Genomic DNA, 12,645 nt, shown 5'->3' with positions numbered 1-12,645 from the left:
CTCACAATATTGTTTCTTATAATTATTTTACTACTTTTCCATAGCTCTTTTTATTGCAGTTTCTACTCTTGCCTTTATGGTATAATCTAATGCACCTTTGTCCTGTGCCTTTAAGCTTACAGATTCAATCTTTAAATCTTGTAATGTTTCCTCTATAACTTTTAATATTTGGTCTCCAAATTGCTTCATTACTATACTTTCTAACTTAATATCTACAGTATCCGCTTCATTTGGGGATACCATTATAAATACATCATTAGATTCTAAAGTTCCTGCCTTTGCCACCTTAGAAATTTTCATAAAAATCACTCCTCTTATAAAAAAGGTTCATTAATTTAAATACTTATTTTAACCTCTTTGTTTGTTTTATTTACCCATAACTAAAAGATATTAATAAATTCGTCTAGCTATGGGTAAGGTGTTCTAATAGTAAGATAATATTTTTTTATAATTAAATATAATATCTACCTTAAAGTTACTTTAAACTATCTAAATAAGCTTGTTGTCCTATCTTATATAGGTTATTACCTTCGCTATCTATAACTACCACTACAGGTAGATCCTTCACTGTGAGCTTTCTTATAGCCTCTGCTCCTAAATCTTCGTAGGCAACCATTTCAGCTTCTTCTACAGATTTTCCTATTAGGGCAGCTGCTCCACCTATAGCTGCAAAGTAAACTGCATTGTTTTTTATTAATGAGTCTACTACGTCTTTACTTCTAAGTCCTTTACCTATCATCCCTTTAAGACCTTTATCTAAAAGTCTTGGTGCATAAGGATCCATTCTATAACTAGTAGTAGGCCCTGCTGATCCTAGCGCCATTCCTGGCTTTGCAGGACTTGGTCCTACATAGTATATTATTGCGTCTTTTAAATCTAATGGAAGTTCTTTTCCTTCATCTAAAAGATCTACTAATCTTTTATGAGCAGCATCTCTAGCTGTATAGATAGTTCCACTTATAAGCACACTATCTCCAGCCTTAAGACCTTTAACCTTTTCTTTTGTAAGTGGGGTTGTTATCTTCTTTTCCATACTTATTTCCTCCTATAATTCTATTTCAGCATGTCTTGTAGCATGGCAATTTATATTAACAGCTACCGGAAGCCCTGCTATATGAGTTGCATAAGTTTCAATATTTACAGCTAAAGCTGTGCTTCTTCCTCCAAAACCTTGTGGTCCTATACCTAATGCATTTATACTCTCCATTAATTCTTTTTCTAAATCTGCATAATAAGGATTTGGATTTCTTTCTGATGTAAGTCTAATTAATGCCTTCTTAGCCAAATTAGCTGACTTATCAAAAGTACCACCTATACCTACACCTACTATTATAGGTGGACATGGATTAGGACCTGCCTCTTTAACAACCTTTATTACGAAGTCTTTAACTCCTTGTACTCCATCTGCAGGCCTTAGCATCTTTAATTGACTCATGTTTTCTGACCCAAATCCTTTAGGAGCCACAGTTATCTTAAGTTTATCTCCTGGAACTATATTATAATATAAGATTCCTGGAGTATTATCCTTTGTATTTACTCTATTTAGCGGATCGCTAACCACAGATTTTCTTAAGTACCCTTCTGCATACCCTTGCCTTATACCTTCATTAATAGCCTCTTCTAAGTTTCCTCCAACTACATGAACATCTTGACCCATATCTACAAACACACAAGTCATTCCTGTATCTTGACACATAGGCATTCTTTGATTTTTAGCTATGTCTGCATTTATTAATATTTTATCTAAAATATCTTTTGCAATAGCCCAGGTTTCTTTTTCATAGGCTTCTTTTAATCTATTTCTAACATCCTCTGATAAATAATAGTTAGAATCTATACATAGATTTCTTACTGCATTAGTTATATCTGACACATGAATTTCTTTCATATTAAACACTCCTTTAAATATCCTTGTACAAGTTTAAACCTTACTTGTAACAACTGATTTTTATATATATTTTTTTAAATCTATCTTCTGCCTATATTATACCCTTTTATTAGCCTTAAATATTGAAAATACATTGAATTTTATATAGTATTAACGTTTTTAATATATAATAAGTTATTACAAGTATTAAAGGCTCTATAATTTATCATTAATTGGATAAAGGCAGTTTAATAATTAAACTGCCTTATGTGAAATTTAAATCACTTATTTATTTCTTCTATTAACAAGGGCAACTACTCTATTCATCTCATTGTTTACTATCATATATCCTTCATCTACACCCATTCCTGGTTTAGCTAAGCATTGGTCTGCTCCACAAGCCATAGCAATGTTAGTGCAAACCTCGGAGGATCTATTAGTTTCGTTACAAGTTCCTCCTGAATAAGCCCCAATTCCTTTTTTCTTGCAGTATAATATAGCTTCTATTATGTTATTAACTCCTCCAAGATCTGGAGTCTTTATTTGAAGCATATGTCCTGAGTTGTTATCAGCAAATAAAACTACATCATCATAAGTATTACACCATTCATCTGCAACTATTTCTACATTAATATTTTTCTTATCAAGCTCAATTCTTAAATCTCTAAGAGCTTCCATTTGCTTTATTCTATCATCTACATCCATAGGTCCTTCTATTCTTAAATGGAATGGTTTTGCGGTTTCTTCTAATACTTTAAAGTACTCAACCATTTTTCCCATATCATTGTTAAAAGCTACACCTATAGTTCCATAAACATCTATATGAAATATTGGGTTATAATCTTCTGAGCTTCTTACCTTTAAAACTCTATCTCTTAACCATTCAACATATGCAATAAGTTTTTCTCCACTTTCTCCAAGCTTTTCTTTTACATTATTGAAAAGAGCATGTGGCAAAACATCTGCACCTTTGATTATCATTTTATCAGCATTTGTATATCTATCGTCTCCTGATTGAGTAAATATAGGAATTCTTTTTATATTAACTCCTGTATTGTATTCTTCTTTAACTACCTCAGCCATAGTGATCTTTTTAGATTTTGCTACTGCATCTAATATAGCTTGAGTTACTCCATATCTTATTGCTGTATGTAGTCTTTTACCATTAACATTCATCTTATCAAATTCTTCTGCTAAGTCTTTAAAACTATTTAAATCCCTACCTATTAATTTTGGTGCAATTTCTTTTTCTATTAAAGGTATGAATTCTTCTGCTAAAAATAAAGGATCTCTTCCACCTGCACCCGAATATTGTACTGCTGCACAATCTCCATGAGCCACCTGTCCGTCTTCTAATATAAACATAACTGATATAGACTCACCTGCTTGTCTTATAGCGTCAAAACCTTCTGTAACAGGTTCTCCTATATAAGTAAATCCATCATGTTCTACTCCATTTTTTATAGCTCTTTGGTCATCAAAATAAAATCCTGTTCTTCCAGCTGAGCAAACAACATCAACAATTTTCATTTTACGCCCTCTTTTCAATTATTTTTATCTTTTAAAAAGATATTTTTTATTTGTCTTTACATTAATACTTTATATTCATCCTTTTATTTTGGATAAACTATCTCTATTTTTTGTCTGGTCTACCTATTAGAACTCCTTTGCCTACTGCAAATATATCATCTATGGTCATTTGGAATCCAATTTCTCTATTCTCATATTTGGCTCTTTCTTCTAACTTCTTCATATTAAAGTTCATAATATCCTGAGTGAAAGGAACATTTCCAAATTTAAGATACCTTACAGCTCCGTTATTATCTCTAGCTGGCATCATTTTACCATTATTATATTTACTAGGTGCAAAAGGTATATCTACAATTCCTGCCTGGAATCCTTTTACAGTACCTATTGCAAGATCGCCATTACCTAGTTCAAACAATTTATCTACCATACATTTAGTCTCTGCTTTTATTATATTAATTTCAGTTTGTAACTCTTTTGACATAGGCATCTTTTGTCCTCTTAGTAAATTAAGAGTTACCTTTGTAGCCTTTATGCCCGCTGCATTAGCTTCTTTAGTTGGAACTCCTATAGCTTCATGAGGAGTTTTAACTATTACCTTTGTAGCTCCTGCAAGAGCGGCTGCTGCAGCTCCTGTAGATATTACTCCAAAAGCTTTAGATTCATCTGCTGGGAATCCGCCCATCCATTGATGAAAAACTGTAGTTATATATACATCATTATATCCATTACGCTTTAAATATTCATCAGTTTGTTCTTCTAAAGCTCTTATAGCTGCTACATCTTGAATAAGATTTCCACACTGTCCATATCCCACAGTTATATTTTTAACGCCTTGTTCTGCTGCAAGTAAAGCTTCAACTATAGCTACTGCATTAGAAGTACTTGGTGGTACCAAAGTTCCTGTAAGTGGTCCAAAGGGTTCTCTGTTAATGGATATGCCTTGTTCTTCATAAAATCCTGCAAGCCTATCGCAATATTGCCAATCTAATAAAGTTCTTTCTATACTTACACTTTTTGCATAAGGTATATTATAAGATATTCCTCCACCTTCATTAGAAGTCCAACCAGATGCATGAGTAATCTCAGCAAGGAGCCTGCCATCTGGAGTACCATGTCTTGATTCTATAGGTAGGTTAATTGCTTCAAAAACTTCCCTACAACCATGAACACCATGATTTACTCCTGGAAATCCATTTAATAGTGATCTATTTGCAAGCTTACTTTCTTTTATTCCAATTTCACATTCATCATATCTATTTTGTCTTGTATAACTATCTATTGTTGAAGGTAGTAAGTCAGCCCCACCTTCATCTTGAAGATAAGTTAAAAGTTTTATATGAGCATCTATAAGTGCAACACCTGCTCTTGGTTGTGCTAATGTTACTCCCTCTTCTTTAGCTTTCATAAGCTTTTTAGGAAAGCTTTTATGATCTGGAACCTTTTTCAAAAAATCTACTGCCTCTTGAAGATCTACTTCTTTGCCGGTTGGCCATTGATTTAAAACCTGTTCTCTTTCTTTAAAAAACTCTTCCTCTGTCCACTTTTTATTTTTTAATCCCACTTTTTGTACCTGCCCTTCTTAAATTTATACCTACAATAAAAATTTAACTAAAATTCACCGTTACAGTGGTTATCAAAGCTTTGTGCATCCTTAAACTGTTGTTTAAATAATTCTATCTTTTTTTCATCAATATAATCATTTTCTTCATCTTTTTTATAATCTATTTCTACTAAATACTTTTTCATTATTCTTACAGCTAAATCTGGCAATTCTTCTGCAAGTAATCCCATAGATGAAAGTATATAAGTTTTATCTAATAATAACTTTGATCTTTGAGGTCTTAAGGAATTTAAATTTTCTTTAGAAAATGTCCCTGCTTGTAATATATTGCCTGGATCTTTACTGTGAACTAAAACTCCACCTGTTCCTATCATATATTTCACTTCCATAAGATCTTTTCCATATTGAGTGTATACAACCCCTAAAGGTGAGTAAACTGGTTCTACATATCCACAGTGTCTTTCCATGGCAAGCTCTGTTGCTATACGCGCCATGGACTCATCAAAATCTACCTCATCTTCAGTTTTAGGTATCATCATTATATCTTTAGATCTTAGTCTACAGTTTTCTTCTACATCCAAATCCTTATTTTTAAGACTTTTTTTGATTTTTCTAGTTCCTGCTGCCTCCCATAAGGATAATGCAGAGTACCTCATGCCAAGATCACCCTCAACAGTTCTTTTTGCAAAGGGTTCTTCAAGTCCTCTAAGTGTAACTCCGGCTTTTGTTGGTTCACCATCTGCTATAGAGTGTACATCTGTAGTTGCACCACCAATATCTATAACAACAATTTCCCCTATTCCCTCTTCTTTATCACTGCCCTCGCTTAATACCCTTGCCGCTTTAAGTACAGCAGCAGGGGTTGGCATAAGTATTCCATTTACATACTCTTCTGCATTAGAAAGGCCCTTTGCATCTACTATTCTATTCATGAATATCTTTCTTATCTCTTCTCTTGCTGGTTCTACATTTAATGAATTTAATTTAGGCATAACATTTTCAGTAATAAAATAAGGTGTTTTAGCCTCATCAAATAATTCACTTATATCATCGTTAGCACCTTTATTCCCAGCTACTACAACCGGAATATTAATTCCATGTTTTACAATCATTTTAGCGTTATGTATTATACATTCTTTGTTTCCACCATCCGTGCCTCCTGCAAGTAGAATAATGTCAATGTCAGATTTTTTAATTTCTTTCATCTCTATATTTGTGAGTTCATAGCTATAAGTTTTTAATACCCTTGCTCCTGCACCTAATGCTGCCCTTTTAGCAGCTTCAGCTGTAAGTTCCGGCACAAGCCCTATAGCTATCATCTTTAGCCCACCTGCTGCTGATGAGCAAGCAAGTCTTCTTACAAAATTAACTTCTTTACCTTGTAAATCTTTTAATAATTTATCATAGGCCTTATTAAAGCCTATCATTATATCATCTTCTATTGTAGTTATATCCTTAGATGTAGCCAATATCTCTTCATTTTTAATATCTATGGCTGTAAGCTTTGTATATGTGCTCCCAAAGTCTATTAATAAATATGCATCCATTAACATCACATCCATTTATTTTTTAGTTTTCTTCTAAGTTTAAGTCTTCTCTCAAGCACTTTATTGTAGTATCTACAGATGTTCCTGGAGGAAATACCCTGTTAAATCCCATATCTTTGAATCTTTTTTCAACCTCTGGCCAATTTTGTTTTCCAACTACTATATTTCCACCTACATATAAGATTATATTTTTAAGTCCAGACTCTTCGCATTTTTCTCTCATTCCTCTACAATCCATCTCACCATGTCCATAGAGAGAAGATACTACTATAACGTCAGCATTTGTTTCTACAGCTGCATTTATAAAATCTTCTTGTGGTGATAATACCCCTATGTTTTCGACCTTAAAACCAGCTTCAGACAAAGCATAGTCTAAAATCTTATTTCCTACTGCATGACAGTCTGAACCGATTACTCCAAGAACTAATCTTTTTTCTTCCATTTTATAAGCCTCCTAAAAATAATAATGAAATTAAATGATTTCTTTTTATTTTTATTTTAATTGTAAGTTAAATCTTTTTATTATTAATATTTATGAAATAATTTACAACTATTAACTTTTATAATTTATTTCTAGTATTTTAGACCTTAATGCTTTTACAGATCCTTCGTCTAAATTATATATGAATTTAATTATATCTTTATCATCATTATTTAATCTTTTTGTTTCTTTAAATCTTCCTGGTGAAACAATTATTACTTCTGATTCCTCTATAAGCTCTTTTATTTCTTCTAAATTATGTGTATTTGTGTATTTTATATTTATACCTCCGAGTCCCGCGCTTTCTAAAGCGCCTTTTATCTTAAACATAAATTCTTCAGATATACACAAAAACCCGAACTTTGTTCCTTCTTTATACCTTGCTATTTTTACGATGGTCTCTAAATCTGCGTTAATGGCCACTCCAAATATTTCCTTGTGAAATCCTTCTATAAGCTTATTTACTTCATTAACATGATTAAATGTTGATATAACCACTTGAGCCTCTTTTAATAATGTTAATGTTTCTTCATCCATCTTTTTAAGTTCTCCTATAGTTAATGGTACAACATTCATATTCATAGCTTCACTTAATTCTTTACTAAACATTCTAGATTGCTCTGTATTGCATTCTACATAAATACCTTTAAGTTCTTTCATAAAATCTGATTTTTCTTTAACTCTTGTACTTACTATTTCCAAAAACTCGTCAATATTCATGCCAGCTTCTAAAGCTTCTTCTATTCCTATATCTACAAATCTAACTATTTTATCTCTAACGTTTTGTTCCTTCCAAGGCTTGGCTTCTTCTGCTACAAATGTTCCTTTCCCTTGATAAGATTTTAAAACGCCTTCCTTTTCTAATTCTTTATAGGCAGTACTTATTGTATTTCTACTTACCTTTAGATTTTCCGATAATTCTCTTTCTGTTGGCATCTTTGTTCCAACCTTGAGAGAGCCACTTCTAATATGATACATTATTTGCTTTTTTACTTGCAAATACAGTGGAATGCCACTTTTTTTAGTTATCACTATGTTTATTTTAATTCGCCTCCAAGATCTATTGGACTAATGGATTGAACCACCGATTAAATAATATCACAATGCACGAGTCCAATCAATACGTTTTCATAACTTATTTAATACTTTAGTAACCTTTATAATATGTATCTTTTATTAAAGCTTTCTTAATATTATTATATTAATAATATATGCCTTCATAAATCTTCTATTAATAAAATAAACACTTGATTTTAAGTTTATCCATTATTTAACCACTTATTATTATTAATTTAAATACTGAAAATTATTTAACATACTTTATAAGTTTTAATAATATATTTTAATAATATAAGTAAGTTCACTTTATGTAGGAGAGTTAAATGAATGCAGATAAATTATTTGATTATATTATAAAAATTTTAATTGCCGTCTTAATAATCATCATTTTATTTAATATATATACATATATTAATTATAAAAAGAAATATGTTCCTAATAATAGTATAAATGTATCTCCAATAACTGGTCAAATAATTACTAATGTTTATAATGAGGATACACTACCCATTTCAGTTAATTATACTGATATTTATGAAAATGATTCGATTTGTGGTCTAGGTAAAGCTGACATTATTTATGAGTTTATAGATGAAAATCAAAAACTTAATTATAATGCTATATTTTATAGCAACATACCCAATAATAATTACCCAATATCATCAATTCGCACCAGCAAATTAGATTCAATTCCAAGTTTTAATTTTAAAAATGCGGTTGAAGTTGACTCTAATTTAATAAATGCTAAATATTTATTTATAAACCTTAATAATCTTTATACTTCTAATTTTATATATAAAGATGGGGTATATGAACACTTTTTAGGAAGTCTTCCTCATGTAGATAGCTTAGATAAAGAAATCATAAAAGCCACCAATGTGGTAGTTCAATTTGTAGATGATCCCATATCCTTTCAAAGTTCTAGCAAAAATGATTCAGGCCATGGAATGTTATTTTCAAGTGGAAAAGCATTAAATATGAAATGGGTTAAAGATAATAATAAAACTTCTATATATGATTCTAATGAGGTACCACTTTCTATAGTTAGAGGTAATACTTGGTGGGTGATTATAGATAAAAGTAATTCTTTAATTTATAAATAATTTAACATATTCTATAATACTAAAAATATTAAAGACATGGATATAAGGTTCATTCTTAAAATATTAAGAATGAACCTTTATTTATATATATTTAAATTTTAAATTATTAAATTTAAAACTACATTTTATAACTTGAATCTTTAACTATATTTTATAGCTTAAGTGTTTAATTCTATTTTACCCCTTAAAATTTTAACTCTATTTTTAATTGTTATAATACTTATTTACAGCTTTTGTTATAGCTTTAGCAATACTCTCTTGATATTCTGATGTTTTAAGCTTAGCCTCTTCTTCTATATTTGATAAAAATCCACATTCAATTATTACACAGGGCGCTTTATACCCATCTCTTAATATTTTGTAAGTATCTCCTGCAGCTTTTTCATTTCTATTGTTATTAGGATTTAATTCTTCTTTTAATGTATCTTGAAGTATCTTTGCAAAATCTTTACTTTCTTTGTAATCTGAATACCATACCTGTGCACCTGAATACTTTATTTGAGGGAACATATTTAAATGTATGCTTAGGAACATATCGCATTTTGTCTTATCCTTCATTACGCATCTATTATTAAGATCTTGATTCTTTTTCTCTCTTACTGTACCTTTATCCTCATATAATCCTTTATCTTCCTCTCTTGTAATGTAAACCTGGTATCCTTCCTTTTCTAAACTTTCTTTTAACATCTTACTTATGCTTAAATTAATGTCTTTTTCTAAAGTTCCACTTTTTGACACAGCTCCACCATCTATTCCTCCATGACCTGGATCTATAAGTATAATTTTATTTTTGTTTTCTAGAGCTTCTGTTTTGTAGGTAAAAGGTGTTATAGCTAAAATTAATGTAAGAATAAACATTAACCTAAAAGTTAATTTGTAAATACTTTTTAATTTTATATATTTCAAAGATATTCACCTCCATCTATTTTAAAATTATTATTAAATACATCATCCTATATATTGTTCCCATAATAATATATTTTAATTAAAAATCAACTATCTTTTAAATAAAAAAAAATCAGCTGTCTTTTAAATAAAAAGCAACTGATTTTATACCTATATATTATCTAAGTATACTTGAATTTATATTTTCACCTATGTTTGTAGAATGATCGCCTATTCTTTCAAGATTACTAATTATATCTAAATATACAGCTCCAGCAGTTGCTGTACATGTACCCTCATTTAATCTTCTTATATGAGATGATCTAAATTCTCTTTCTAATGTATCTATTCTTTTTTCCACATTTAATAATTCTTCAACTTTGTTTGGATCATTATTTTCATAACTCTCTATTGCAAGTTGTAATGAATGGATAGTATAATCATACATCTGTTTAAGCTCTTCTAATGCTTCATCCGTATATTCTAATTTCTTTATTATCTTTTCGCTTGTTAAATCTGCAATATTTTCTGCATGATCCCCTATACGTTCTATATCATTTACAACATGAAAGGTAGACGCAATAATTCCTTTTTGCTTATCTGAAACTTCAGTTTTTGAAAGTTTCACTAAATATGTAGTTATTTCTTGTTCTAAAATATTTATTACTTTTTCATTTTTATAAACTTTTTCGACTAGTTTTTCATCATTACTTTCAAAGGCTTTGATAGCAATTTCAACATTTTCCTTAGCCTTATTTGCCATTCTTAAAACTTCTTTTATAACTTGGCCTAGTGCTATTACTGGTGTTTCTAAAAGCCTGTCATCTATAAATTTAGCTCCAACCCTTTCTATTTCATCTTCTCCTTTTATAACCTTGTTTGCTATAAGTATTAAATATTTACTCAAAGGAAGTAATATTATAGTATTTGTTATATTAAAAACTGCATGCGCATTTGCTATTTGTCTTTGTGTGTTTAGTGGACTAATGTATTGAACTAGTTGTGCTAAAGGTCCTCTTAGTGGAATGAATATTAATGTACCTATAACATTAAAACACAAATGTATAATAGCGGCTTTTCTGGCTGTTTTAGAAGTTCCTATACTGGCTAATAGTGCTGTAACACAAGTACCTATATTACATCCTAAGATTACAGGAATGGCTATAGACATATCAATACTACCTGTACCTGCTAAAGCTATAAGTATACCTGTTGTCGCCGAAGAGCTTTGCACTACAGCTGTCATAGCTAATCCTGCTACAATACCAATTGCCCAATTATCGCCTATGGCAATAATTAAATCTTTAAACTGCTGAGACTGTGCGATTGGTTTCATTGCATCTCCCATTATTCCCATACCCATAAATAATATTCCGAATCCTAATATTATGTTACCAAACTCTCTTCTTTTTGTAGACTTCGAAAACATTACTATGGCTACACCTATACCTACAAATATCGGGGCTATTGTATCTAACTTAAATGCTACTAACTGTGCAGTTACAGTAGTACCTATATTAGCTCCCATTATAACTCCTACTGCTTGGGATAAGTTCATAAGTCCAGCATTAACAAATCCTACTACCATTACTGTAGTAGCACTACTACTTTGAACTACAGCTGTTACTACTGCACCTACTAGTACACCCATAAACTTATTAGAAGTAGCTTTTTCTAATATACTTTTTAGCCCTTCACCAGCTGCGTTTTCTAATCCATCTCCCATAAGTTTCATACCATACAAAAATAAACCTAGACCACCTATTAATCCAATTATAATTGCCATTGTATTCAAACCATATTCCCCCATTATAAATTACTTTTATCTTAGAAATAATACAGTATATTTTTATGTATGTTAAGAGAATCTCATAACTTTTAACCTAATCTTAATATAAGCATACATTTTTTGTAATTCAGTTATCTGTTTAATAAAATAACATCCTTTTAATTATACATTATTAGTTTTGACTATATTCCACTATTTTATCAAGTATTTATAAATATTTACTTAATAAAGCTCAGATAGTCATAACTAATTCTTTTAAAAAGCTTTATATCAGCAAGTAATAAGGTTAGCCATTAAAAAGGTTTAAGTCTTAATATGATGTAAGTCCTGTAAACTTAAATAACTTAGGACTAAAAAAATAAAACCCCCAAACATTAATGTTTGCGGGTTTCGTGATTTTATAAATACTATCTCTTTGAAAATTGTGGTGATCTTCTAGCTTTCTTAAGACCGTATTTCTTTCTTTCTTTCATTCTTGGGTCTCTTGTTAAGAATCCTGCCTTCTTAAGTTCAGGTCTTAAATTTTCATCAGCTTTAACTAATGCTCTTGTAATACCGTGTCTTATAGCTCCGGCTTGACCTGTATATCCCCCACCGTGTACATTTACTAAAACATCAAATTTACCTTTAGTTTCAGTTAAAACCAATGGTTGGTTAGCTATAACCCTTAAAGTTTCTAATCCAAAAAATTCTTCTATGTCTCTGTTATTTATAGTTACTTTTCCTTCACCTGGTATAAGTCTTACTCTTGCTACAGCTTTCTTTCTTCTACCAGTTGCCATATATTGAACTTTAGCCATTTAAAATTTCCTCCTCTCGCGTC

Annotated in this window: 12 protein-coding genes; 1 reads left to right on the top strand and 11 read right to left on the bottom strand. The window is 30.6% G+C overall.

Annotation, left to right across the window (positions count from 1 at the left end; all coding sequences use genetic code 11):
- Positions 1–30: 30 nt before the first annotated feature.
- The 8 genes from citD to BD821_RS06035 form a co-directional block, all read right to left on the bottom strand.
- A complete protein-coding gene (gene citD, locus BD821_RS06070; protein WP_104409717.1) occupies positions 31–300 on the bottom strand; it encodes a citrate lyase acyl carrier protein in 270 nt (89 codons plus the stop codon).
- Between the two features lie 175 nt (positions 301–475).
- On the bottom strand, positions 476–1,033 hold the full coding sequence (locus BD821_RS06065; RefSeq protein WP_029451362.1) for a Fe-S-containing hydro-lyase: 558 nt from the start codon (positions 1,031–1,033) through the stop codon (positions 476–478).
- A 12-nt stretch (positions 1,034–1,045) separates the two neighbouring features.
- Positions 1,046–1,888 (bottom strand): fumarate hydratase, encoded by an 843-nt coding sequence (locus tag BD821_RS06060; protein ID WP_104409716.1) that lies wholly within the window; start codon positions 1,886–1,888, stop codon positions 1,046–1,048.
- A gap of 264 nt (positions 1,889–2,152) precedes the next feature.
- Positions 2,153–3,397 (bottom strand): methylaspartate ammonia-lyase, encoded by a 1,245-nt coding sequence (locus tag BD821_RS06055; RefSeq protein WP_029451364.1) that lies wholly within the window; start codon positions 3,395–3,397, stop codon positions 2,153–2,155.
- A 103-nt stretch (positions 3,398–3,500) separates the two neighbouring features.
- Positions 3,501–4,958 (bottom strand): methylaspartate mutase subunit E, encoded by a 1,458-nt coding sequence (locus tag BD821_RS06050; protein WP_104409715.1) that lies wholly within the window; start codon positions 4,956–4,958, stop codon positions 3,501–3,503.
- 47 nt (positions 4,959–5,005) lie between these two features.
- The gene (gene glmL / locus BD821_RS06045) at positions 5,006–6,505 is read right to left on the bottom strand and encodes a methylaspartate mutase accessory protein GlmL (RefSeq protein ID WP_104409714.1); all 1,500 of its coding nucleotides are present in this window, start codon (positions 6,503–6,505) and stop codon (positions 5,006–5,008) included.
- A gap of 22 nt (positions 6,506–6,527) precedes the next feature.
- On the bottom strand, positions 6,528–6,947 hold the full coding sequence (gene glmS / locus BD821_RS06040; RefSeq protein WP_029451367.1) for a methylaspartate mutase subunit S: 420 nt from the start codon (positions 6,945–6,947) through the stop codon (positions 6,528–6,530).
- 111 nt (positions 6,948–7,058) lie between these two features.
- Complete coding sequence (locus BD821_RS06035) at positions 7,059–8,018, bottom strand: GntR family transcriptional regulator (RefSeq protein WP_319001041.1); 960 nt, start codon at positions 8,016–8,018, stop codon at positions 7,059–7,061.
- Between the two features lie 350 nt (positions 8,019–8,368).
- Between BD821_RS06035 and BD821_RS06030 the strand changes: the two genes are divergently transcribed.
- The gene (locus BD821_RS06030; protein WP_104409713.1) at positions 8,369–9,148 is read left to right on the top strand and encodes a DUF3048 C-terminal domain-containing protein; all 780 of its coding nucleotides are present in this window, start codon (positions 8,369–8,371) and stop codon (positions 9,146–9,148) included.
- 204 nt (positions 9,149–9,352) lie between these two features.
- On the opposite strand, the gene cwlD is transcribed toward BD821_RS06030, so the two are convergent.
- The 3 genes from cwlD to rpsI form a co-directional block, all read right to left on the bottom strand.
- Positions 9,353–10,006 (bottom strand): N-acetylmuramoyl-L-alanine amidase CwlD, encoded by a 654-nt coding sequence (cwlD, locus tag BD821_RS06025; protein WP_104409752.1) that lies wholly within the window; start codon positions 10,004–10,006, stop codon positions 9,353–9,355.
- 205 nt (positions 10,007–10,211) lie between these two features.
- The gene (locus BD821_RS06020; RefSeq protein WP_423236757.1) at positions 10,212–11,819 is read right to left on the bottom strand and encodes a Na/Pi cotransporter family protein; all 1,608 of its coding nucleotides are present in this window, start codon (positions 11,817–11,819) and stop codon (positions 10,212–10,214) included.
- Positions 11,820–12,229: 410 nt separating this feature from the next.
- Positions 12,230–12,622, bottom strand: coding sequence for a 30S ribosomal protein S9 (gene rpsI, locus BD821_RS06015; RefSeq protein ID WP_029451373.1), 393 nt, complete (start codon positions 12,620–12,622; stop codon positions 12,230–12,232).
- Positions 12,623–12,645 lie beyond the last annotated feature (23 nt).

The organism is Clostridium algidicarnis DSM 15099 (assembly GCF_002934235.1).
Lineage (GTDB): Bacteria > Bacillota > Clostridia > Clostridiales > Clostridiaceae > Clostridium_L > Clostridium_L algidicarnis.
Note: the sequence above shows the minus strand (reverse complement) of the source record. Positions and strands in the feature narration are given on the sequence as shown.